Source organism: Diaphorobacter sp. LR2014-1 (genome assembly GCF_002916785.1).
Classification (GTDB): domain Bacteria; phylum Pseudomonadota; class Gammaproteobacteria; order Burkholderiales; family Burkholderiaceae_C; genus Diaphorobacter; species Diaphorobacter nitroreducens.
The window spans coordinates 320,648-344,483 of record NZ_MTBE01000001.1; the positions used below are offsets into that span (position 1 = coordinate 320,648).

A 23,836-nucleotide genomic window follows, 5' to 3' on the forward strand; every position below is an offset into this window, starting at 1 on the left:
CGGCCGGAGCAGGGCTGCGGCCGGTCATGCTTCATCACGCGGCCGTGAGCCAGTAGCCAGCGTTGAAGGGGCTGCTCATGCGCAGCGCCATGGGGGAGACGTCCACCAGCTTGTCGGTGGGCATCTTCTCGCCCACGGGATCGATCGCGATCTCTATGGCCTGGGAGGCGGCACTGCCGTGCTCCTCCTGCGCCCGTTCCGCCTGGCCGGCGGTTGCAGAACGGGCTACAGAAAAGAATAGAAGCAGCGGAACGGGATCTTGCGGTCGCTCCAGTAGTCGGCGGCATCGCGGAAGATGTCCAGCAGCTGCTCCCGGGCTTCCTTGTCGAACTTGGCCGTGATCGGGATCTGCTCCAGCACCACGATGAAGCCCGGCTGCGGGCCCGACTTGTGCAGCGGATCGGTCATGCAGTCGTACAGCGCGTCGAAGTTCTTGCCGAAGTGCGCCGGGAAGGTGAACTGCGTGGCGATCAGGTCCAGGATGTCCTGCTTGGACTGCGCATGTGCCAGGTTGGCATACAGGAAGTGGTGGCCCATGGCGCGCGCCGTGTCCTGCAGGTCGTGCACCCGGAAGGCACGGATCGACTGCACGATATTGGGGCGCACACCGCGCAGAAGCGTTTCCTGGTCTTTACGAAGTGGCGTTTCCATCTCCGTTGCTCTTTCTTTTAGAGGTCCACGAATAAGAAGTATCCGACAGCCTGGCGAAGGCGGCTAGCGGAAGAAAAACCGTTGGTGCGATGCATCAGGGGCCTTGCCAGGGGATTTGCCGCAAGGGGCATTCCTGGCGTTCATTCCCTGATTTCTCGAAAGCTCGCGTAATGGTCGCTGGTGAAATAGCAGGCGTCCGGTGTGCGGGGAGCGCCCCCGCACACGATGCGCCGCGCTCCCCGGTGGCGCACGCCGGGCGTGCGCACCGTGTATTCGCGGTAATAGCCGCGTTTCTTCAGGGGGAGCAGACGCTCGCGGTTGCCGAATACCGAACCATCCTTGTCGTACGGGAACGGCCCACCCTCATGGATCAGCGCATAGGTGGCCCGCCCCTGCGGGGGGAGCTCAGCCAGCGAGATGGGAGGATTGGCGGCAGTGTCAGGGAGCTGCCGCGCGGACACCACCACGGGCGCAAGCGTGACCGCAGCACCCAGAACGCACGCCCCCATTGCCTTGTACGCCCGGATGGCGACAGCCTGCAACATCCACTACACCTTTCAGAAACTACGGGTTAACCCGAAATTTCGACCCGCTAGTGTGACAAAAAGGCGCACATAAGGCAAGCGCCTGCCCAAAAAATGGGCAGAAACGAAGGGCAATTGTCAGCGCCCACTCGTAGAGCGGCGCTTGTCATGGCCGTTATCGGGCCGCGTTGGCATCCGCCACGGTGAGGGCGGTCATGTTGACGATGCGGCGCACCGTGGCGCTGGCGGTGAGAATGTGCACCGGCTCAGCCGCGCCCAGCAGCACCGGGCCAATGGCGATATTGCCGCCAGCGGCGGTCTTGAGCAGGTTGTAGGAGATGTTGGCCGCGTCGATGTTGGGCATGACCAGCAGGTTCGCGTCGCCCGCCAGCGTGCCATGGGGCATGAGGGCCGAGCGGGCCTTGCCGTCCAGCGCCACGTCGCCGTGCATTTCGCCGTCCACCTCCAGCCAGGGCGCCTGCACGCGCAGCAGGTCCAGCGTCTGGCGCATCTTGACCGCGCTGGGTTGGTTGCTGGATCCGAAGTTGGAGTGCGACAGCAACGCTGCCTTGGGCTTGATGCCGAAGCGCATCATCTCCTCGGCCGCCATGATCGTGATCTCGGCGAGCTGCTCGGCCGTGGGGTCGTAGTTCACATGGGTGTCCACCACGAACACCTGGCGATCGGGCAGCAGCAGGCCGTTCATGCAGGCGTAGGTGTTCACGCCGGCGCGCTTGCCGATCACCTGGTCGATGTACTGCAGATGGTGCGATGTGTGGCCCCAGGTGCCGCAGATCAGGCCGTCCACCTCGCCCTTGTGCAACAGCATCGAGCCGATCAGCGTCAGGCGCCGGCGCATCTCGATCTTGGCGATGGGCACCGTCACGCCCTTGCGCTCGGTCATGCGGTGGTAGGTTTGCCAGAAGTCGCGGTAGCGGTGGTCCTGCTCCACGTTGACCACGTCGTAGTCCTGGCCCTCTTTCAGGCGCAAGCCGAATTTCTCGATGCGCTGGGCGATGATGGCCGGGCGGCCGATGAGCGTGGGGCGCGCGATCTTCTCGTCCACCACGATCTGCGCGGCGCGCAGCACGCGCTCTTCCTCGCCCTCGGAGAAGGCTACGCGCTTCTTGGGAGCCACCTTGGCCGCCGTGAAGATCGGCTTCATGGTCGTGCCGGAGGCGTAGACGAAGGTCTGCAGATGGTCGCGGTAGGCGTCCATGTCGGCCACGGGGCGCTGTGCCACGCCGCTGTCGGCCGCGGCCTGCGCCACCGCCGGTGCGATCTTCATCATCAGGCGCGGGTCGAACGGCTTGGGAATCAGGTAGTCCGGGCCGAAGGCCAGCGGCTCGCCGACATAGGCGGCAGCCACCACTTCGCTCTGCTCGGCCTGGGCCAGCTCGGCGATGGCATGAACGGCGGCGATCTCCATCTCGGTGGTGATCGTCGTCGCGCCGCAGTCCAGCGCGCCGCGGAAGATGTACGGGAAGCACAGGACGTTGTTGACCTGGTTCGGATAGTCGGTGCGGCCGGTGGCGATGATGGCGTCGTCGCGGACAGCCTTCACGTCTTCGGGCGAGATCTCGGGGTTGGGGTTGGCCAGCGCGAAGATCAGCGGGCGCGCGTTCATCTTGCGGACCATGTCTTGCTTGAGCACGCCGCCGGCCGACAGGCCGAGGAACACGTCGGCACCTTCGATCACCTCCGCCAGCGTGCGGGCGGACGTCTTCTGGGCGTATTGCACCTTGTCCTCGTCCATGAGCTCGGTGCGTCCTTCGTAGACCACGCCGGCCAGGTCGGTCACCCAGATGTTTTCCCGTGGAATGCCCAGCTTGACCAGCAGGCCCAGGCAGGCCAACGCGGCCGCGCCGGCGCCCGAGGTCACGAGCTTGATCTTCTTGGGGTCCTTGCCGGCCACCTTCAGGCCGTTGAGGATGGCGGCGCCCACGACGATGGCCGTGCCGTGCTGATCGTCATGGAACACCGGAATGTTCATGCGCTCGCGCAGCTTGCGCTCGATGTAGAAGCAGTCCGGGGCCTTGATGTCTTCCAGGTTGATGCCGCCGAACGTGGGTTCCAGCGAGGCAATGATCTCGATGAGCTTGTCCGGGTCCTTCTCGTTGATCTCGATGTCGAACACATCGATGCCCGAGAACTTCTTGAACAGAACGCCCTTGCCTTCCATCACCGGCTTGCCGGCCAGCGGGCCGATATCGCCCAGGCCCAGCACGGCCGTGCCGTTGGTCACCACGCCGACCAGGTTGCCGCGGGCGGTGTAGCGAAAGGCAGCGGCGGGGTCCTTGACGATCTCTTCGCAGGGCGCGGCCACGCCGGGGGAATAGGCCAGTGCCAAGTCATGCTGATTGACCATCTGCTTGGTCGCAGCAATCGTGATCTTGCCGGGCTGGGGAAACTCGTGATATTCGAGTGCGGCACGACGCAGCAGGGCGCGCTTGTCGGTAGGGTTGTGGGCCGTGTTGTCGGACATCAAGCGTCTCCAATCGTCAGCGAAGGCATGGCCGACGTGGCGGCATGCGAGCACTGCGCCCCGTCGGCGGTATGTAAGGGGAGCCGATTGTAGGACGCGAGGCTGTCAGTCTGCCGTCAAGTGAAACACCTGTGATCGCAGTGCAGGCAGTTCCGTGTGCCGGTATTCACGCCGGATCGAGCGGGTATACCGGCCGGCGCACCCGCCTAAAAGGGAACCGCGCATAGTCCGATGTGGTTACGCCCGGGCTGTCGCACTCGACAAGACCCTCGGAAAGGGGCGTGAACACGGGCCGGCAGTACATCCGTGACTTGAGCAGCAGGAACCGGAAGCGCGTGGGATCCAGCCCCACGCAGTGGAACACACCGAGGTCCCACGGCTCATGGGTCTGCTCGGACACCACGATCTGCGCGCTACCGGTATCGAACAACACCGTGCGCCCCATGTGGCAGCGCTGGCCTGTGTAGATCGGGCCCGTGACGGTGTAGCTGCCATCGCTCACGGCGCGCACCGTGCCGTGCAGGCGCAGTGGCTTCTTGTGCAGGCCGATGCGGTCGAGTGGCACCTTGTTGCCAAGGTCGACGTCCACCTCGCCACCCTCGCCGGCTGCGATGAGCCGGGCCACGGCCTCCGGGTCGCACAGAGGCCCCATGGCGATGCCGGTGAGGCCCCGCTCCAGCGCGGCCTGCAGCACGTCCATGGTGTCGCAGGTGCCGCCCGACATGCAGTTGTCGCCGTGGTCGAGCAGCAGCACGGGGCGGGTGGCGCCTTGTGCCATGTCCTGCGCGCGGCGCAGAGAGTCTTCCAATGGGTCGCTGCGGTAGACATATTCCGTCCGCCGCTGCCATATTTGCCGCGCCAGCCCGTCTACGGCATCCTGGGTGGCGGCCGCATCCTCCGCGCGGCAGGTGGCGACGACGCTCACGCAGGGTGCCTCGATGTCGGCCAGCGAGAAGCCGCCGAACACGGAGACAGCGGGCAGCCCGCTACGTTCGAGGCCGCGCGCGGCCTCCACGGCATCGCGCATCGGGCCCTCAAGCGTGGTGCTGCGCAGCGTGTGGCTCATGAGCGGCAGGCGGTGCCAGCACACACGAAAGTGCGCCTCGCCGCGCAGCATCTGCAGCAGCAGGCGACCTGCGTGCTCTCCGGTTTCGTACATGTCGATGTGCGGGTAGGTCTTGAAGCCCACCATCACGTCGGCGCTCTGCACCATCTGCTCGGTGATGTTGCCATGCAGGTCCAATGCCACGCCTATGGGCACGCCGGGCGCTGCAGCGCGCACGCGCGCGAGCAGATCGCCCTCCCCATCGTCGGTGTGCTCGGCCACCATCGCGCCGTGCAGGTCGAGCAGGATGGCATCGGAGCCGGGAGCTGCCTCGACGATACGGCGCGTGAGCTCGTCGTAGGCCTTCGCGTGCACGGGACCGCTGGGGTTGGCCGTGGCGGACACGGGCGTGACCAGCGTGGCCCCCATCCTCTCGGCCAGGTCGATGAAGGCCGCCATGGCCGTGCGCATGCCCTTGTTGGCGCGCAAGGCCGCCTCGCCAAAAGCCGGCGAGAACGCCTCCAGGGGCGTGGGTACGGGCGAGAAGGTGTTGGTCTCGTGGTTGAGCCGCGCAACCAGGATCTTCATGCCACCACCCCGGCACTGGCGAGCATGGCGCGCAGCAGCACGTTGCATCCGGCCTCCAGGTGGGCGGGATCTGCGTCTTCGATCTCGTTGTGGCTGATGCCGTCAGCGCAAGGCACGAAGATCATCGCCGCGGGCGCCACGCGCGCCACATAGACTGCGTCATGGCCCGCTCCGCTCACCACATCCATGCAGCTGTAGCCCAGGTCCGCGGCGTTGGCGCGCACGGCCTCCACCAAGTGCGGCGTGAACGGCTGCGGTGGGAAGTACACCACCTGCTCCACGTCGATGACCAGGCCGCGCTCGGCGGCGATGCGCGCGCAGGCGGCGCGCAGCGCGGCGTCCATGTCCAGCAGCTGGGCGTCGTCGGGCGCGCGCAGGTCCACGCTGAGCTTCACGCGGCCCGGGATCACGTTGCGCGAGTTGGGATGCACCTCCAGCGAGCCCACGGTGCCGCGCGCATGCGGCAGGCGGTCCAGTGCGATGCGGTTGACCTCGGCCACCAGCGCACTCGCGGCCAGCAGCGCATCCTGGCGCAATTCCATGGGCGTGGGGCCGGCATGCGCCTCCATGCCCTGCACGGTGACGTCATACCAGCGCTGGCCCAGCGCGGCCTGTACCACGCCGATCACGCGCTCATGGTTCTCCAGCACGGGGCCTTGTTCGATGTGCGCCTCGAAGTAGGCGCCCACGGCGGGTGCTGCGCCGGCCTGGCCCGCGTAGCCGATCGCGGCGAGGGCTTCGGCCACGCTCACGCCCTGGGCGTCACGCTGTGCAAGGGCATGCTCCAGCGTGAACGCTCCCGCGAACACGCCCGAACCCATCATTACGGGCACGAAGCGTGAGCCTTCTTCGTTGGTCCACACGGCGACCTCGATGGGGGCGCGGGTGCGCACGCCAGCGGCATTGAGCGTGCGCACTACTTCCAGGCCGGCCATCACGCCGTAGTTGCCGTCGAACTTGCCGCCGGTGGGCTGGGTGTCGATGTGGCTGCCCGTCATCACCGGCGCCAGGCTGTCGTCCGCGCCTGCACGGCGCGCGAAGATGTTGCCGATGGCATCGATGCGGATGCTGCAGCCGGCCTCGCGCGCCCACTGCACGAAGAGGTCGCGGCCCTGCCGGTCCAGGTCGGTGAGGGCGATGCGGCACACGCCACCTTTGGGGGTGCCGCCGATGCGCGCGAGGTCCATCAGCGATTTCCACAGGCGTGCGCCGTCGATGCGCAGCGCAGTGGCGGGGGATGTTTGCATGTCCATGAAAGAGTCCTTCACTGCTGTTCGCAGCGCGATGCGGCCTCCGCGCTTTTGGGGCGGACCACAAGGGCTGCCGTTGGATGTCAGGCCATGCCCACGCCGAGGTAGCGGTCCTTCACGGCGTCGTCTGCCAGGAAGTCCACGTTGCTGGCCTCATGCACGATGGCACCCTGCTCGATGACGTAGTGGCGGTCGGCGAGCTGGGTGCAGACCTCGAGGTTCTGCTCCACCAGCAGGATGGACACGCCCGCGGCCTTGATGGTCTGGAGCTGGGCCACGATCTCCTCGACGATCACGGGCGCCAGTCCCTCCACGGGCTCGTCCAGCATCAGCAGGCGCGGCGCGTTCATGAGCGCGCGGCCGATGGCCAGCATCTGCTGCTCGCCGCCCGAGAGCTGGCCACCGCCATTGGCGCGGCGCTCCTTGAGGCGCGGAAAGATGCGATAGACGTCGGGCAGCTGCCAGGGCGAATGCTTGCGCTGGCCCAGTAACAGGTTCTCTTCTACCGTGAGCAGCTTGAAGATGCCCCGGTGCTCCGGCACCAGGCAGATGCCGCGTTGTGCCACCAGATGGGTGGCCAGCTGGTGCACGGGCTCGCCGCCGAAGCGGACTTGCCCTTGCGTGGGCGCCATCACGCCGGCGATGGTCTTGAGCGTGGTGGTCTTGCCCGCCCCGTTGCGGCCCAGCAGCGTGACGAGCTCGCCGTCGCCGACATGCAGCGACACGCCCTGCAGCACATGGCTTTTGCCGTAATGCGCGTGAACGGATTCCACGGACAGCAATGTCTTCATGCCTTGCCTCCGGTGATCATGTTGCCCAGGTAGGCGCTGCGTACACGCTCGTCGTTGCGGATCTCGTGCGGCAGGCCCTCGGCGAGCACGCGGCCCTGCTGCATCACGGTGATGGTGTCGGAGATGTCCATGACGATGCCCATGTTGTGTTCGATGAGCACCACGGTGTGCTCGTCCTTGAGGCCCTGGATCAGTTGCTTCATCTCCTCGAGGTCGTCGATGCCCATGCCCGAGGTCGGCTCGTCGAGGAAGATCGCCTTCGGGCGCGCGGCCAGCGCCATGCCCACCTCCAGGCGCCGCTGCTGGCCGTGCGAGAGATTGCCGGCGGGGGTGTCGGCGTAGCGCGTGAGGCCCAGGCGTTCGAGCACGCTGGCCACCGTGTCGGCGCAGGAGCGCCGGCCCTCGGGGGCGTTCCAGCAGTCCAGCGCCTTCTTGGGGGCCACGCCCTGGGCGGCCAGGCGCAGGTTCTCGCGCACCGGCAGGGTGAGGAACAGGCTCGTGACCTGGAACGAGCGCGCCATGCCCCGGCGCACGCGCCGGTGGTCGGGCTCGCGCGTCACGTCGTGGCCGTCGAACAGGATGCGCCCGCCGCTCACCTGCTTGGTCCCCGTGAGCATGTGGAACAACGTGGTCTTGCCCGCCCCGTTGGGGCCGATCACCGAATGCACGGTGTTGGCACGCACCTTGAGGTTCACGCCGCCCAGGGCGACGAACTTGTCGTAGCGTTTCTCGACGCCCTGGGCTTCGAGCAGGATGGGGGATGCGGTGGCGCTCATGCCTGGCCTCCCTGGGTGTTGGCCTGGGACGCCGCCCCGTTGCGTCGTGCGTCGGCCCCGCCGCCCTTGCGGCGCAGCAGGCTCCACAAAGACTCGCCCAGGCCCCACAGGCCGCGCTGCAGCCCCAGGCTGACGACCATCAGCACCACGCCCAACAGCAGCAGCCAGCGCGGCCACAGGGTGGAGAGCCAGTCGCCCAGCAGCACATAGAAAGCCGCGCCCAGCACCGAGGCCAGCAGGTTGCCCGTGCCACCGATCACGGTCATCACGAGGATCATCTCGCTCGTGTGGTATTCGGCATTGGACAGCGGCGCGATGCCGGTCATCATGGCGTGCAGCGCGCCGGCCAGGCCGGTGACGGCGCCCGAGATCACGAAGGCCTGCAGCTTGAGCAGGCGCAGGTCGTAGCCCACGGCCGCGGCGCGCTCCTCGTTGTCGCGCACGGCCAGCAGCGTTCGGCCGAACACCGAGTCGCACACGCGGCGCAGCAGCCAGAACGCCGCAAGAAACAGCACCGCGACAAAGCCGTAGTACTGCCAGGGCGAGTCCAGGGGCCACAGCGTCTGGCCGGCCACGGCCAGCGAGGGACGCGGAATGTCGAGCAGGCCGTTGTCGCCGCCCGTGAGACCCGTGGCGGTGTAGGCCAGAAAATAGAACATCTGCGCGAACGCGAGCGTGAGCATCACGAAGTAGGTGCCGCGCTGGCGGATGGCCACCCAGCCCACGATGGCTGCACCCGCGGCGCCCATGGCCACGGCGGCCAGCAGCGCCAGCGGCATGGGCAAGGTCCAGCGCGTGAGCAGCAGCGCGATGGTGTAGCTGCCCAGCCCGAAGAAGATGCCCTGCCCGAACGACAGCAGGCCGGTGTAGCCCAGCAGCAGGTTGCAGCCCATGGCGGCGAGCCCGAAGATCAGCACTTCGCTCGCGAGCGAGCCCGACTGCATGCACAGCGGCATGGCGACCACGATCGCCAGCGCGAGAAGGAAATGGGAATGTCTGGACATGTTCATCGTGTTCATCCTTTGCGGCCCAGCAGGCCGTGGGGGCGCAGCAGCAGCACGGCAGCCATGGCCACGTAGATCATGAGACGAGCACCCTCGGGCCACAGCGTGCTCATCACGCTCTGCACGATGCCGATGAGCAGGCCGCCCACGAGCGCACCGCCGAAGCTGCCCAACCCGCCCACGACCACGATCACGAAGGCCACGCCCAGGGCCTCGATGCCCATGAACGGCTCGGCGCCGCGGATCGGCGCCGCGAGCACGCCCGCCAGGGCCGCCGTGGCCGCGCCCAGCGCGAACACCAGGCTGAAGATGCGCAGCACGTTCAGGCCGAGCAGCGAGACCATCTCGGTCGACTCGCTGCCGGCGCGCACCGCGCTGCCCAAGCGCGTGCCTTCGAGCACCCACCACAGCAGTACCGCGAGAACGGCGGTGAAGCCGATCACGAACAACCGGTACTTCGGATAGACGAAGCTGCCCCACATCACCACGCCCTGCAGCAGGTCGGGGACGGCCACGCTGTCGCCCAGCGGCCCCCATTGCAGGATCACGAGTTCCTGCACCACGAGCGCGAGGCCCACGGTGATGATGATGTGGAACTCATGGGCCTTGGCGTACACATGGCGCAGCATGAGCTTCTCGGTGAACCAGCCGATCGCGCCCACGGCCAGCGGCACCACGACCAGGGCGAGCCAGAAGCTCAGGCCCCAGCGTGTCATCTGGTAGCAGAAATACGCGCCCAGCAGGTAGAAGGCTCCGTGCGCGAAGTTCACGAAGCGCAGCAGGCCGAACACGATCGACAGGCCCACGGCCAACAGGAAATACAGCATGCCGATGCCGATCCCGTTGATGGTCTGTAGCAGGTAGATGCTCATACTCGACTATCAAAAAAATAGCTGCTAGCGCTTGCTGGTCAAGCGCTAGGCGGTCTTTTGGCTTGAGGCCCGGGGGCGGGCGGTCAGGCCAGCTTGCAGCCGGTGCGGTCGATGGGCAGGAAGGACTTGCCGGAACTGACCACGTCCACGTAGTCGTCCTTGTTCTTCATCTTGGCCTTGGCCTTGCCCTTGAGCAGGTAGTAGTTCTTGAGCACCTGGTGGTCGGCCTTGCGCACTTCCTCCTCGCCCGTGAGGCCCTGGTACTTCATGCCCTCCAGGGCTGCCACCACGGCCTTCTGGTCCACCGTGCCGGCCTTGAGGATGGCGTCGAGGAGCAGCTTGGTGCAGATGTACGAACCCGCCAGGCTGTAGTTGGGGTTGGACTTGAACGCGGCCTGGGTGCGCTTGACCAGGTCCTGGTTGAGCGGCGTGTCCACCGTGTGCCAGTACTGCGCGCCGAAGTACACGCCATCGCACAGATCGGCGCCCAGCGATTCGAACTGCTCCAGGCCCGAGGCCCAGGCGATCAGGATGGTCATGTTCTTGTGCATGCCGAAGCTCACTGCCTGGCGCAGCGCGTCGGACGACTGGGCGCCGAAGTTGAGCAGCAGTAGCACGTCGGGCTTGGCAGCCATGGCGTTGGTGAGGTAGCCGCTGAACTCCTTCTCGGTCAGCGAGTGGTAGCTGTTGCCCACGTGCTCGATGCCCTTTTCCTTGAAGATGTTCTTGGCAGCGGTCAGCAGGCCGTCGCCGAACACGTACTGCGGCGTGATGGTGTACCAGCGCTTGGCTTTCGGGTGCGCGTCGAGCAAGGGGCGCACGGTCTGCTCGATGGCGCCGAAGGTCGGTACCGACCAGCGGAACGTCGCGCCATTGCAGTCGGAGCCGGTGAGCTCGTCGGCCCCTGCGGTCGTGATGAAGATGCCGCCGGCCTTCTCGGCTTCCTTGCCCATGGCCAGCGCTTCGGACGACAGGATGCCGCCTGCGAAGAAGCGCGCGCCCTTTTGCTGAGCCGCCTCCTGCACCTTGCGCACCGCGGTGGCGGGCTTGCCTTCGGTATCGAGCAGCGTGTAGGCCAGCGGCCGGTCCAGGGCCTTGCCGTACTGCTCGATGGCGAGCTTCATTCCCAGGTCCGCGAACTTGCCGTTCGCGGCGAATGCGCCCGACATGGGCACGGGGCAGCCAAACTGGATCGCGTCCTTGGACTGTGCCCAGGCGCTGGCGCCCAAGCCCAGGGAGGCGGGCAGCGCGCCGAATGCGGAAAGTTGCAGGAGGTGACGTCGTTGCATAGGGGACTCCGTGGTGAGGCTGAAGAACAGTGGGTGGTACGGGTCTCAGAGCACGATGCATGCCAATTTGTCGGAATGCGTGCACGCTCCTTAATTCATATTTATAGTGACAAATAGAATGAATATGACGCGTACAAACCCTAGACGCTTCCGGCATGCCCCTGGGCGGTGCATACTGCACCACGACAGCGAACACCGGGGTGGCGGTGGTGGTACCGGACTATCCCGAGGAAAGACAACAAGCCATGGCAACACAGAAGCCCGCTCCCCTGGCGATCAAGCAGCTCAAGCGCTCCGATCTCGTGGCCCAGGAGATCAAGCGGCTGATTACCGAGAAGAACCTGAGTCCCGGTGACCGCCTGCCGCGCGAGATCGAGCTGCAGGCGCAGTTCCAGGTCAGCAAGGGCACCATCCGCGAGGCGCTCAAGTCGCTGGAGGTGCAGGGCCTCGTCACCATTTCCACGGGCCCCTCGGGCGGCGGCACCATCGTCGAAGTGCCTCTGGACCGCACCTTGCAGTTCATGCAGAACTACCTGTTCTTCCAGGAAGTGACCATCGACGACATCTATGCCGTGCGCCAGCAGCTCGAGCCCATGCTGGCGGCGGGCGCTGTGCCGCACCTGACGGAGGCCGACTTCGAGGCGCTGGAGCACAGCATCGCCTGCTGCGACCCCACCCAGAGCCAGGAGGACCTGGTGAGCCAGCGGCGCGAAGACGTGAACTTCCACGACATCCTCGCGGCGGCCAACCCCAATCCGTTCCTGCGCTTCACCTGTGAGCTGATCAACGAGATGATTCGCCAGCTCATCGTGTTTGGCAATCGCACGCCGCAAGCCGAGCACCGGCGTTTTGGCGAGGCCAACGCGCAGTTCCACCGCGCCATCGTGCAGGCCGCACGCGCGCGCGACGCGGAGAAGGTGCGCACGCTCATGCAGAGCCACATGCAGGATGCGGCGAGCAGCGTCAAGCGCATGAAGGGCCGCATTCAGGGGCGCCTGATCCTCGACGCAGACACGCTGCGGCGTCCGCGTGCGGCGCCTGCCGTGTCCACGGCAGCCACGGCCGCCGCAGGGACCAAGCGTCCGCGCAGGCGCACCGCTGGCGTGGGGGCGGAATAGGAAGGCCAGGCCGCCTCCCTCACAAAAGACAAAGCCCCTGCGGCCGCCAGGCCCAGGGGCTTTTCGCAAACGGCGCGGGGCAGGGCCGCCCCGGCCGCCCGGATCAGCGGCTGCTCGGGAAGCTGAACACCGCCCCCTCGCGCACGCCGGCCGAGGGCCAGCGCTGGGTGATCGTCTTGCGCTTGGTGTAGAAGCGCACGGCGTCCGGCCCGTAGGCGTGCAGGTCGCCGAACAGGCTGCGCTTCCAGCCGCCGAACGAGTGGTAGGCCACCGGCACGGGCAGCGGCACGTTCACGCCCACCATGCCGACCTGGATGTGGTCGGTGAAGTAGCGGGCGGCTTCGCCGTCGCGCGTGAAGATGCAGGTGCCGTTGCCGTATTCGTGGGCGTTGATGAGCTGCATGGCCTCCTGCAGCGTCTTGACGCGCACCACGCCGAGCACCGGGCCGAAGATTTCTTCCTGGTAGATCTTCATGCCGGGCTTGACGTGGTCGAACAGGCAGGCGCCCAGGAAGTAGCCTTCTTCGTGCCCGGCCACCTTCACGCCGCGGCCGTCCATCACCAGCGTGGCGCCTTCGGCCACGCCGCTGTCCACATAGGCCTTCACTTTCTCGAAGTGCGGCTTGGTCACCAGCGGGCCCATGTCGTTGCTGTTGTCGGTGCCGGGGCCCACCTTCATCTTGGCGATCTCGGTCTTCAGGCCGGCGATCACGGCGTCGCCCACTGCGTCGCCCACGGCCACCAGCAGGGGGATGGCCATGCAGCGTTCGCCGCACGATCCATAAGCCGCACCCATCAGCGCGCTCACGGCGTTGTCCACGTCCGCGTCGGGCATGAGCACCGCATGGTTCTTGGCACCGCCCAGGGCCTGCACGCGCTTGCCGTGCTTGCAGCCTTCGGCGTAGATGTATTCGGCGATCGGCGTGGAGCCCACGAAGCTCACGGCCTTGACGCGCGGGTCTTGCAGCAGCGTGTCCACGGCCAGCTTGTCGCCGTTGACCACGTTGAGCACACCGGGCGGCAGGCCGGCTTCCAGCGCGAGCTGGGCGATGAACAGGGTGGAGGAGGGGTCGCGCTCGGACGGCTTGAGCACAAAGGTGTTGCCGCAGGCCACGGCCATGGGCCACATCCACAGCGGCACCATGGCCGGGAAGTTGAAGGGCGTGATGCCTGCCGTGACGCCCAGCGCCTGGAACTCGCTCCACGAGTCGATGCCGGGGCCCACGTTGCGGCTGTGCTCGCCCTTGAGCAGCTCGGGCGCATAGCTGGCGTATTCCACGTTCTCGATACCGCGCTGCAGCTCGCCATGCGCATCGCTGAGCACCTTGCCGTGCTCGGCGGTGATGAGGGCGGCGATCTTGTCGGCGTTTTCTTCGAGCAGCACCTTGAGCTTGCTCATCACGCGGGCGCGCTTGAGCGGCGGCGTGTTGCGCCAGGCGGGGAAGGCGGCCTCGGCCGAAGCAATGGCGGCTTCCACCGTGGCCTTGCTCGCCAGCGCCACGCTGGTGGTCGATTGGCCGGTGGCGGGATTGAACACGGGCTGCGTGCGCTCGGTGTCGGCAGCGATTTGGCCGTCGATGAGGTGGCCGACGGTGTTGGTGACGTTCTTGTCGTGGTTCATGGTGATTTCAAGCGAAAAGTGCTGCCAGCGCTTGCTGGACAAGCGCTAACAGCTATCAAAACAGGAGTTCAAGCGGTCTCGTGCAGAGCGTCGCCCAGGGCGCTGACCAGGCGGTCGATCTCGGCCTGGGTGCTGATGAAGGGCGGTGCAAGCTGGATGGTGTCGCCACCGTAGCGCACGTAGAAGCCCTTCTCCCAGCACTTCATGGCGATTTCGTAGGGCCGGCGGGCGGGCTCGCCGGGTAGGGCGCTGATGGTGATGCCGGCGGCCAGGCCATAGTTGCGGATGTCGGCCACGTGCTTGGCGCCTTTCAGGCCGTGCACTGCGTTCTCGAAGTAGGGCGCCAGCGCCTTCACGCGGCCGGGCATGTCTTCCTTCTGCAGGATGTCGAGCACCGCGTTGCCCGCCGCGCAGGCCACGGGGTGGGCCGAGTAGGTGTAGCCGTGCGGGAACTCCAGCATGTACTCGGGGCCGCCCTGCGCCATGAAGGTGTCGTAAATCTCCTTGGTGGCGATCACGCCGCCCAGCGGCTGGGCGCCATTGGTCACCTGCTTGGCGAAGTTCAGGATGTCGGGCGTCACGCCAAAGGCCTCCGCCCCGGTCCAGGTGCCGCAGCGGCCAAAGCCGGTGATGACCTCGTCAAAAATCAGCAGGATGTTGTTCTGCGTGCAGATCTCGCGGATGCGCGCAAGGTAACCGACCGGGGGGATCACCACGCCGGCCGAGCCCGAGAAGGGCTCGACGATCACCGCAGCGATGTTGCTCGCGTCATGCAGCGCGATCACGTCGAGCAGCTTGTCAGCCAACGCGCGGCCGCCGTCCTCGGCCATGCCCTTCTGGAAGGTGCCGGCCGGCGGCTGGGTGTGGGGAATGTGGTCCGCCTCCACGCCCTGGCCGAACAGCTTGCGGTTGCCCACGATGCCGCCGACCGAGATGCCACCGTAGTTCACGCCGTGGTAGCCCTTCTCGCGGCCGATCAGGCGCGTCTTGGTGCCCTGGCCCTTGGCGCGCCAGTAGGCGCGCGCCATCTTCAGCGACGTGTCGGCCGACTCGGAGCCCGAGCCGGTGAAGAACACGTAGTCCAGCCCGGCGGGCGTCAGTTCCTTGATCTTATTGGCCAGCGCGAACGACGCGGGGTGGCCGAACTGGAAGGCCGGCGCGTAGTCCAGCGTGGCGGCGGCGCGGCCGATGGCCTGGGCCACCTCCGTGCGGCCGTGGCCCAGGCCCGAGCACCACAGGCCCGAGAGGCCGTCAAAAATCTTGCGCCCTTCGGCGTCGGTGTAGTAGGCGCCCTGGCCGCTCACGATCATGCGCGGCTGGGCCTTGAAGTTGCGGTTGCCGGTGAAGGGCATCCAGTGGGCTTCCAGCCAGGCGGCGTCGGTGCGTACGGCGGCTGCGGGGTTGGGGTCAATGACGGCGAAGCTCATGGCGATCTCCTGAAGGGAATGCGCGCATTGTTGGTCACGGTAATAATCCGTTGAAGCAACAAATATCCACATTCACTTAGTAATCCATGCAAGTAAAAAGCGCCCGCCGTCCGCGCGCCGTGCTGGGGCAGCTGTCCGACATGGACCTGCGCCTGCTGCAGGTGTTCAAGGCCGTGGTCGAGTGCGGCGGCATGGCCGCGGCCGAGCTGGAACTGAACATCGGCACCAGCACCGTGAGCCGTCACGTGAAGGACCTGGAGACGCGCCTGGGCCTGACGCTGTGCCGGCGCGGGCGCGCGGGCTTTGCGCTCACGCCCGAGGGGCAGCGGGTCTATGAGGAGACGCTGCGCCTGCTGGCCTCGGTGCGTGGCTTTCTGGGCAGCATCGACGACATCCACGACCGCATGGGCGGACAACTCGCCGTGGCGGTGTTCGACAAGACGGCGAGCAACCCGGCCGCGCGCATCGGCGACGCCATCGCCGCCTTCACGGCGGAAGCGCCCGACGTGCAGCTGCAGCTGCATGTGGGGTCGATCAACGCCATCGAGCGCGGCGTGATCGACGGCAGCTTCCAGGTGGGCATCATCCCCGCCCACCGCAGCTCGCAGAGCCTGGTCTATTCCGACCTGTTCGGCGAGACCATGCTGCTGTATTGCGGCGCGGGCCACCCGCTGTTCGGCGCACCCCACGACGATCTGGATTGGGACGCCGTGCGCCGCTACCCGTTCGCGGGGCTGGGCTACCACTCGCCCAACATGGAGCTGAGCCACGAGGCGCGCCTGACGCGCGCGGCCACGGGGTTTGACCAGGAGTCCATCGCCACGCTGGTGCTGTCGGGGCGCTTTCTGGGCTTTTTGCCCGACCACTATGCCGAGAGCTTCGAGCGCCAGGGCCGCATGCAGCCCGTGCGGCCCGCGCTGTTCCGCTACGACTGCCGCTTCGTCAGCCTGGTGCGCCGCTCACCCGCGCCCAGCCGGGCCGCGCAACTGCTGCAGCGCTGCCTGCTGCAGGCGCATGGGGTCTGACGGCCCGCCCGGGCCGCTCAAGCGCCGGGCCGCGCTGCCGATAATGCAAGGCATATGACCACCCTTGCCGCCATCGCCCAATCCGGTCTGCAGGCCGCGCAGCTGCGCCTGGACAGCAGTGCCCACAACGTGGCCAACCTGAACACCCCGGGCTTTCGGCGCCAGACGGTGGACCAGCAGGCCGCACCGGCGCCGGGTGGCGTGCAGGCGCGCGTGGCAGCGCCTGCCGCCGCGCCCGGCGTGGCGCTGGAGGCCGAGGCCGTGGAGCAGATCAGTGCCACCTATGCCTTCCAGGCCAACCTGCTGGTGTTGCGCCGCGCCGACGAGATGGCGGGCGCGTTGGTGGACGTGCGGGCGTGACGCTGTCGGGTTAGATTAAAAGTGCCTCTGGCGCTTATCTGGCAAGCGCTAATAGCTACGTAAATAAGAGCAATCGCAACCCGCTAGCCCATCATGCGGCCCGGGCGAGGTGCGCGAGTTGCTGCGCCAGCCAGTCGGCAAACGACTCCGACCGCAGGTGGGCCGGGGTCTCAGGCGGCATGCGCATGGGCGGCCTCCGCAGGGGCGTGTGCCTGTGCCTCGCGGCGCTGGCGGGCGCGCTCCCAGGCCTTTTCATGGAAGAAGAAGGCCACAGCCTGCACCGTGGGCTCCAGCAGGCTGAGGGTGAGCGACGCAATCAGATTGCCCGTGACGGCATACGCCACCAGGGCGGCCACGCAGATGTGGATCACGTAATAGCTGCCGGTCTTGGCCAGCGTGGGCAGGTTGTGGCGGGCGGCGATGCGGATGCGGGACATGGTGCTCTCCTGTAGCGGTATTTGGAGAATGCTATTCATTCGCATTTGGTTTGGCCAATTGTTCGTGGCTAAGTTGCAGATAGAAACTGTCGAATCGCCGCGGATATGATGGCCGCTCTCTTTTTTCAACCTCTCAACCGACCCGAACGGGAGCACCGCATGGCCCTCATGGACTTCATCAAGAAGCAGTTCATCGACATCCTCCAGTGGACCGAGGACGGCGATGGCACGCTGGCCTGGCGCTTCCCGATGGAGGGGATGGAAATCCAGAACGGCGGCACGCTGGTGGTGCGCGAGTCGCAGATGGCGGTGTTCGTCAACGAAGGCCAGGTGGCCGACGTGTTCGGCCCCGGCACCTACAAGCTCACCACGCAGACGCTGCCGGTGCTGACCTACCTGAAGAACTGGGACAAGCTGTTCCAGTCGCCGTTCAAGAGCGACGTGTACTTCTTCAGCACGCGCCAGCAGGTGGACCAGAAGTGGGGCACGCCCCAGCCCATCACCATCCGCGACAAGGACTTCGGCGCGGTGCGCCTGCGCGCCTTCGGCAACTATGCGTACCGCATCGCGGACCCGAAGCTGTTCCACACCGAGATCTCGGGCACGCGCGAGTCCTACTCCTCGGCGGACCTGGAGGGCCAGCTGCGCGGCCTGGTGCTGCAGAACATCAGCAACGCCATCGCGGGCAGCGGCCTGCCGTTCCTCGACCTCGCGGCCAACCAGGTGATGTTTGCCGACGCGCTGGCGCACGAACTGCAGCCCGCGTTCGCCAAGATCGGCCTGAAGCTCGAATCGATGACGGTGCAGAACGTCTCGCTGCCCGAAGAGCTGCAGAAGATCCTCGACCAGAAGATCGGCATGGGCATGGTCGGCAACGACATGGGCAAGTTCATGCAGTACCAGACGGCGCAGGCCATCCCGAAGTTCGCCGAAGGCGCGGCGGGTGGTGGAAACGGTGGCGGCAGCGTGGCGGGCGATGCCATGGGCCTGGGCGCCGGCGTGGCGCTGGGCCAGGTGCTGGCGCAGAACCTGCAACAGGGCCTGCAGGGCGGCGCTGCGCCATCGGCCCCGCAGGCCGCGCCTGCCGCCGCGCCGGTGGGCGTGCGGCCCGAGGAAGTGATGGCCACGCTGGAGAAGCTGGGCGAGCTCAAGTCCAAGGGCATCCTCACGCAGGAGGAGTTCGACGCGAAGAAGGCGGAGCTGCTGAAGAAGCTCATCTGACGCGCGTACACTCTCTTTTTAGTAGCTGCCAGCGCTTGCCACACAAGCGCTGGAGGCCAAAAACACCTTAGATCCACGACGCATGGCCGACAGCGGCACCCAGCGGACCTACCGCGCGCCCTGCCCGGGCTGCGGCGCGCCGGTCGAATTCAAGAGCGCGCAATCCACCCATGCCATCTGCGCCTACTGCCACAGCACCGTGGTGCGCAGCGGCGAGGTGCTGCAGCGCCTGGGCCGCATGGCCGAGGTCTTCGACGACCACAGCCCGCTGCAGCTCATGGCCAGCGGACGCATCGCGCTGGACGGTCAGACGCTGTCTTTCACGCTGATCGGCCGCCTGCAATACCAGGGCGAGGAAGGCCGCTGGACCGAGTGGGTTGCCTTCCTGCAGGACGGCAGCACCGCCACGCTCAGCGAGGACAACGGAGCCTATGTCTTCACCCGCCCGGCCACGCTGGGGCGGGAATTGCCCGAAGCCGAGCGCTTTCGCGTCGGCATGACCACGGCCGTGGCCGGCCAGCCGTTCAGCGTGGCGGCCAATGTGCGCGCACAACTCGTCGCGGCCGAGGGCGAGGTGCCGAAGCTGCCGCCGCTGGGCACGCCGTTCCAGGTGGTGGAGCTGCGCTCAGCCGACGGCGAGGTGCTCTCCATCGACTACGGCACCCAGCCCCCCCAGGTGCAGCGCGGCCGGGCGGTGCGGCTGGAGGATCTGCAGTTCCAGGGCCTGAAGGACGAGTCCGCCAAGGAGGAAAAGGGCCGCCAGTTCAGCTGCCCCCATTGCGGCGCGCCGGTGCAGGTGCAGCTGTCCAGCACCAAGAGCTGCACCTGCCCGTCGTGCCACAGCCTGATCGACCTGAGCGCGGGTTTGGGTGGCGAGCTGCGCCATGCCGCACAGTACGAACCGGTGCAACCGCTGATCCCGCTGGGCAGCGTGGGCCAGTTCGAGGGCGCGCCATGGCAGGTGGTGGGCTTTCAGCACCGCACGGGCGTGGAGCCCGGGGATGACGAGCACTTCGGCTGGGAGGAATACCTGCTGTACCACCGCCAGCGGGGCTTCCTGTTCCTGGTGGACGCCAGCGATGGCTGGAGCCTGGTGCGCCCCGCCACGGGCGCGCCGCAGCACAAGCCGGGCGCGTCCACCGCCACCTACCTGGGCACGCAGTACCGCCTGACCTCCACCTACCAGGCCGAGACCAACTATGTGGCGGGCGAGTTCTACTGGCCCGTGGAGCGCGGCCAAAAGACCAGCAACAGCGACTTTGCCGCCGTGAACGGCAAGGGCCTGCTGTCGCGCGAGCAGTCGCGCAGCGAGGTCACCTGGTCGCACGGCCAGCGCATGGACTCCAGCGCCGTCGCCCAGGCCTTCAAGCTGGGTGACAAGGCGGCGCTGTTTCGCCGCCAGGACGCGGGGCCCGTCGCCGCGGGCTCTGGCATCGGCTGCGGCACGGTGATCGTGATCCTCATCGTGCTGATCATCCTGCTGGTGCTCATGAGCAACTGCTCGGGCTCTTCAGGCGGGTACTACCGCAGCTCGGGTGGCTCGTTCGGTGGCTACAGCACGGGCGGCGGCCATAAATGACGAATCTTCTGACCCCTTTTTCTCTCAACCCCTCCAAGGAGCAAACGCCATGATGGGAATCGAATGGCTTCGGCCCGCGGCCTTCCTCGGGTCCATCCTCTACGCGCTGATCGGCGTGGTCATCTTCTGGCTGTGCTTCTGGCTGATCGACAAGGTCACCCCGGCCGACCTGTGGGCCGAGATCGTGGAAAAGCAGAACCGCGCCCTGGCGATGGTGGTGGCCGCGATGTGCCTGGGCATCAGCATCATCGTGGCGGCGGCCATTCACTGAAGGCCCGGGCCGGGCAATGCCTGCACCACAATAGCGGGCTTGCCTTGCGCCCCCCGCTGCGGGCCTTTGACTGCCTGATATGCCCACCCTCGACTGGCTCAACCGCTCCACCGCCTTCACCACCGCCGCCCAGGTGCCCTACCGGCTGCTGGACACCGTCTCCACCCACGGCGATGCCGCCAGCGCGCAGGGCAACCTGCTGATCCAGGGCGACAACCTCGAAGCCCTGAAGGCCCTGCTGCCGTTTTACCGGGGCAAGGTGAAGTGCATCTTCATCGACCCGCCGTACAACACGCAAAGCGCGTTCGAGCACTACGACGACAACCTGGAGCACAGCCAGTGGCTGTCGATGATGTTGCCGCGCCTGCAACTGCTACGCGAACTGCTGAGCGAGGACGGATCGATCTGGGTGACCATCGACGACAACGAGGGGCATTACCTCAAGGTGCTGATGGATGAGGTGTTTGGGCGACGGAATTTTGTGGCGACTTTTGTATGGCAAAAAGTCGATAGCCCCAACGACAACAAACCGGCAATTACTCCCGATCACGAATTTTTGCTGAGCTATGCGCGGAATGCCAAGGAAACCGTTTTCCAGAAAAAAAAAGCTGAGTCACTTGTAGAAGCCTATGGGATCGTCGATGAACAAGGTCGCCGATGTCGTGACCGCTTGCTGAAAAAGAATGGCAAGAACAGCCTTCGAAGTGACCGACCTTCGATGTATTTCAGACTCGACGCTCCAGACGGTACCCCGGTATGGCCTGTCCACGACGACGGACGTGAGGCCCGATGGTCCCATAGCCAAAGAGGCATTGATGAAGCACGTAACGAGGGACGGCTGATATGGAAGCAACGCGAACGAAATGGATTGGCAATTTGGATTCCATACATTCGCGAGTTTGCTCCAGCAACCCCTGTACGACCGCACCCGACTATTCTTCTCGACGTAAAGACGAGTAGACAAGCCAAAGCTCATCAGCGTGAGCTGCTGCCAGACGCAGAGCAGTTCGACACTGTAAAACCAGAACAACTGCTGGAGCGAGTATTCGAGATCGCCACCAACCCCGGCGACCTGGTTCTCGACAGCTTCCTCGGCTCCGGCACCACCGCCGCCGTGGCGCACAAGATGGGCCGCCGCTGGATCGGCATCGAGATGGGCGAACACGCCGCCACGCACTGCCTGCCCCGGCTGGAGAAGGTCATCGCGGGCGAGCCGGGCGGTATCAGCCAGGCGGTGGGCTGGCAGGGCGGCGGCGGCTTTCGCTTCGCCCGCCTGGGTGCTCCCGTTTTTGACGCACAAGGCTGCATCCACCCCGAGGTACGCTTCGCCACGCTGGCGGCTTTTGTCTGGCAACAGGAGACGGGCACCGCCTTCGACTCCGCCAACGGCCAGGCGGGCACGCCCTGGCTCGGTACGCACTCTGTTTTTGATAGCTTCTCGCGCTTGCCTGATGCACCCGAGGCCGCAATTCCACCTGAAACCGAGCCTCCCGAGCTGGTGCTGCGCAGCCGCACGGCCTACTACCTGCTCTTCAACGGCATCCTGGGCGACAAGCGCCCGGCCAGCGGCAATGTGCTCACGCGCGCCGTCCTCGATGCACTCTTGCAACTGCACGCCGCTACGCCCCATCCCGACGCCCCGCTGGTGGTCTATGGCGAGGCCAACCGCCTGGGCCCCGAGACGCTGGCGCGTGCGCGGGTGACGTTCAAGCACATTCCGTATGACGTGAAGGCGAGGTGAATGCCATGCAGGAATTCGACACAGCGGCAGAACTTCAGCGCTGGTTGCGTGCCCAGTTTCCCCGTGAGAACGAACGCCACGAGTGGAAAGAATGGCATTCACTCAAGTCGAACATCTCGGGGCGCAAGGGCGATGACTTGGTGTCCTACATCAGTGCCTTAGCCAATATGGACGGTGGCTGCGTGGTGATTGGAGCACAGGACAAAACGCTCACACCGACCGGCATTCGGGATTTTGCCGGTTACACCGCGGAGAACGTGGTGCACCGGGTGTTGGGCAAAACGCCTGGCTTGCCGTCAATGGGGCTGCATGTGCAGGAACTGCGCGCAGGGGATACGGGCGCAGTGGTGTGGCTGGTGCACGTGCCGCGCCATGCTCCGCGCGAACTGGTGCTAGCGCACGATAAAGCATGGCAGCGCGATGGCGACAGCCTGGTGGAACTTCGCGAAGAACGGCGGCGTGCCATCTTGGCTGAGAATCTAGCGGGCGAGGATTGGAGTGCGGCCGTGGTTCCCGATGCCACGCTGGACGACCTTGACGAAGCCGCTATTGCCAAGGCGCGCGAAAAATACTTTGAGAAACACCAACGCGAACCCTGGGCTGCGCAGGTGTCGCAGTGGAGCGCCGAGAAGCTCTTAGACAAGATTGGCTTGACGATCCACGGGCGGATTACGCGTGCTGGCTTGCTGCTGCTGGGGCGCCGCGAAAGCGCCATGGCACTGCTTTCGCCTCATCCCGTCGAGATCACCTGGAAGGTGGCTGCCGAAAGGGTGGCAGAGCATTTCCACCCGCCGTTTTTGCTCACCACTACCGAGGTAGCGTTGCGCGTGCGGAACCCTAATATCAAGCTGTTCCCGGCCAATGAACTTTTGGCGGTGACTTTGCCGCGCTACGACACGAACACTGTGTTGCTCGAAGGTTTGCACAACTGCCTGGCGCACCAAGATTACGCACAATGTGGGCGTGTCGTCGTGGAGGAGTCGGCCGGGCTGGTGCGCATGATCAACCTGGGCGGTTTCTTTGACGGACAGCCCGACGAGTACGCCAGCGGGGCGCGAACGCCGGAGCGCTACCGCAACGAGCGCCTGGCCAAAGCCATGGCCGAAGTGGGCATGATCGACAAGGTGGGCTTCGGCATCCACGACATGGTGCTAGCGCAGCGGCGGCGTTTCTTGCCGCTGCCGGACTATGAAGGGTCATCCCCTCTGCGCACCGTTTTCAACGTCTATGGTCAGGAGATCGACGAGAACTACAGCCACTGGTTGATGGAGCGCACCGACCTGCCCATCGAGCATGTGCTTTGGCTCGACCGGGTGCAGAAAAAACGCAAGCTCGATGCTGCGCAGGTGGCGGAGTTACGGCGGGCGGGCTTGATTGAGGGGCGAAGCCCCAAGCTGTACATATCGGCTCAGTTGGCTGTGGCGACGGGGCAGGAGGTGGCGTATCTGAACCAGCGCCGCCCTGACGCCGACGACTACAAGGCCGCTGTGTGCAAGTTGCTCGCCATGGGACCGCAGCCGCGTGCAAAAGTTGATGAACTGCTCTTGCCCAAGCTGCAACTGTGGATTCCGGAACTGGCCCAGCGCAAGGCGTACATCAAGGCCTTGCTCAAGGAAATGTCCAAAGAGGGGCGTATCCGGAATATTGGAGGGCCCACCAAGGCGGCCCTGTGGGCGCTGGTGTCGGATGACGCGACAAACAAACCCCAATAAACCCCAATAAACCCAAACAACTTGCCTCGATCGCTTAGAAAGCTTCTTT

Annotated in this window: 21 protein-coding genes; 8 read left to right on the forward strand and 13 right to left on the reverse strand. The window is 65.9% G+C overall.

Going from position 1 to position 23,836, the window contains the following annotated elements; all coding sequences use genetic code 11:
• Positions 1–225 precede the first annotated feature (225 nt).
• The 10 genes from BV908_RS01490 to BV908_RS01535 form a co-directional block, all read right to left on the reverse strand.
• Complete coding sequence (locus BV908_RS01490) at positions 226–651, reverse strand: barstar family protein (protein WP_103736992.1); 426 nt, start codon at positions 649–651, stop codon at positions 226–228.
• A gap of 140 nt (positions 652–791) precedes the next feature.
• A complete protein-coding gene (locus BV908_RS01495) occupies positions 792–1,196 on the reverse strand; it encodes a ribonuclease (protein WP_011807185.1) in 405 nt (134 codons plus the stop codon).
• A gap of 154 nt (positions 1,197–1,350) precedes the next feature.
• Positions 1,351–3,660: an NADP-dependent malic enzyme gene (locus BV908_RS01500; protein ID WP_103736993.1), complete on the reverse strand. Its 2,310-nt coding sequence runs from the start codon at positions 3,658–3,660 to the stop codon at positions 1,351–1,353.
• Between the two features lie 166 nt (positions 3,661–3,826).
• A complete protein-coding gene (locus tag BV908_RS01505) occupies positions 3,827–5,293 on the reverse strand; it encodes a M81 family metallopeptidase (protein ID WP_103736994.1) in 1,467 nt (488 codons plus the stop codon).
• Positions 5,290–6,546 (reverse strand): Zn-dependent hydrolase, encoded by a 1,257-nt coding sequence (locus BV908_RS01510; RefSeq protein WP_103736995.1) that lies wholly within the window; start codon positions 6,544–6,546, stop codon positions 5,290–5,292. Before BV908_RS01510 ends, BV908_RS01505 begins: the two co-directional genes overlap by 4 nt.
• Positions 6,547–6,626: 80 nt before the next feature.
• Positions 6,627–7,334: an ABC transporter ATP-binding protein gene (locus BV908_RS01515; RefSeq protein WP_015914671.1), complete on the reverse strand. Its 708-nt coding sequence runs from the start codon at positions 7,332–7,334 to the stop codon at positions 6,627–6,629.
• On the reverse strand, positions 7,331–8,110 hold the full coding sequence (locus BV908_RS01520) for an ABC transporter ATP-binding protein (RefSeq protein ID WP_103736996.1): 780 nt from the start codon (positions 8,108–8,110) through the stop codon (positions 7,331–7,333). Before BV908_RS01520 ends, BV908_RS01515 begins: the two co-directional genes overlap by 4 nt.
• Positions 8,107–9,114 carry a branched-chain amino acid ABC transporter permease gene (locus BV908_RS01525; RefSeq protein ID WP_088888641.1) on the reverse strand — a complete coding sequence of 336 codons (1,008 nt, stop codon included), beginning with the start codon at positions 9,112–9,114 and terminating at the stop codon, positions 8,107–8,109. The genes BV908_RS01520 and BV908_RS01525 overlap by 4 nt, the downstream gene beginning before the upstream one ends.
• Positions 9,115–9,125: 11 nt before the next feature.
• Positions 9,126–9,986, reverse strand: a complete 861-nt coding sequence (locus BV908_RS01530; protein WP_088888032.1) for a branched-chain amino acid ABC transporter permease — start codon at positions 9,984–9,986, stop codon at positions 9,126–9,128.
• Between the two features lie 83 nt (positions 9,987–10,069).
• Complete coding sequence (locus BV908_RS01535; RefSeq protein ID WP_103736997.1) at positions 10,070–11,275, reverse strand: ABC transporter substrate-binding protein; 1,206 nt, start codon at positions 11,273–11,275, stop codon at positions 10,070–10,072.
• A 245-nt stretch (positions 11,276–11,520) separates the two neighbouring features.
• On the opposite strand from BV908_RS01535, the gene BV908_RS01540 reads away from it, so the two are divergent.
• A complete protein-coding gene (locus BV908_RS01540) occupies positions 11,521–12,393 on the forward strand; it encodes a FadR/GntR family transcriptional regulator (protein ID WP_246867421.1) in 873 nt (290 codons plus the stop codon).
• Between the two features lie 103 nt (positions 12,394–12,496).
• Here BV908_RS01540 and BV908_RS01545 read toward each other — a convergent pair whose 3' ends face one another.
• Complete coding sequence (locus tag BV908_RS01545) at positions 12,497–14,014, reverse strand: CoA-acylating methylmalonate-semialdehyde dehydrogenase (RefSeq protein ID WP_103737052.1); 1,518 nt, start codon at positions 14,012–14,014, stop codon at positions 12,497–12,499.
• Between the two features lie 68 nt (positions 14,015–14,082).
• On the reverse strand, positions 14,083–15,441 hold the full coding sequence (locus BV908_RS01550; RefSeq protein WP_103736999.1) for an aspartate aminotransferase family protein: 1,359 nt from the start codon (positions 15,439–15,441) through the stop codon (positions 14,083–14,085).
• Positions 15,442–15,527: 86 nt separating this feature from the next.
• Here BV908_RS01550 and BV908_RS01555 point away from each other — a divergent pair, with 86 nt between their 5' ends.
• Together BV908_RS01555 and BV908_RS01560 are read left to right on the forward strand one after the other, a co-directional pair.
• Positions 15,528–16,466 carry a LysR family transcriptional regulator gene (locus BV908_RS01555; RefSeq protein ID WP_103737000.1) on the forward strand — a complete coding sequence of 313 codons (939 nt, stop codon included), beginning with the start codon at positions 15,528–15,530 and terminating at the stop codon, positions 16,464–16,466.
• A gap of 54 nt (positions 16,467–16,520) precedes the next feature.
• Entirely contained in the window at positions 16,521–16,826 is a 306-nt protein-coding gene (locus BV908_RS01560; RefSeq protein WP_103737001.1) for a flagellar basal body protein, read from the forward strand.
• 170 nt (positions 16,827–16,996) lie between these two features.
• Here the strand turns inward: BV908_RS01560 and BV908_RS01565 are convergent, their stop codons facing one another.
• Positions 16,997–17,263 (reverse strand): DUF2061 domain-containing protein, encoded by a 267-nt coding sequence (locus tag BV908_RS01565; RefSeq protein ID WP_011807179.1) that lies wholly within the window; start codon positions 17,261–17,263, stop codon positions 16,997–16,999.
• 159 nt (positions 17,264–17,422) lie between these two features.
• Between BV908_RS01565 and BV908_RS01570 the strand changes: the two genes are divergently transcribed.
• From BV908_RS01570 to BV908_RS01590, 5 genes are all read left to right on the forward strand, one after another.
• Positions 17,423–18,484: an SPFH domain-containing protein gene (locus BV908_RS01570; RefSeq protein ID WP_047349239.1), complete on the forward strand. Its 1,062-nt coding sequence runs from the start codon at positions 17,423–17,425 to the stop codon at positions 18,482–18,484.
• 82 nt (positions 18,485–18,566) lie between these two features.
• Positions 18,567–20,063, forward strand: a complete 1,497-nt coding sequence (locus tag BV908_RS01575) for a DUF4178 domain-containing protein (protein ID WP_103737002.1) — start codon at positions 18,567–18,569, stop codon at positions 20,061–20,063.
• A 49-nt stretch (positions 20,064–20,112) separates the two neighbouring features.
• A complete protein-coding gene (locus tag BV908_RS01580) occupies positions 20,113–20,334 on the forward strand; it encodes a DUF350 domain-containing protein (RefSeq protein ID WP_011807176.1) in 222 nt (73 codons plus the stop codon).
• Positions 20,335–20,413: 79 nt separating this feature from the next.
• The gene (locus BV908_RS01585) at positions 20,414–22,075 is read left to right on the forward strand and encodes a site-specific DNA-methyltransferase (RefSeq protein ID WP_103737003.1); all 1,662 of its coding nucleotides are present in this window, start codon (positions 20,414–20,416) and stop codon (positions 22,073–22,075) included.
• Between the two features lie 5 nt (positions 22,076–22,080).
• Positions 22,081–23,787 carry an RNA-binding domain-containing protein gene (locus tag BV908_RS01590; RefSeq protein WP_047349266.1) on the forward strand — a complete coding sequence of 569 codons (1,707 nt, stop codon included), beginning with the start codon at positions 22,081–22,083 and terminating at the stop codon, positions 23,785–23,787.
• The last annotated feature ends 49 nt before the right edge of the window (positions 23,788–23,836 follow it).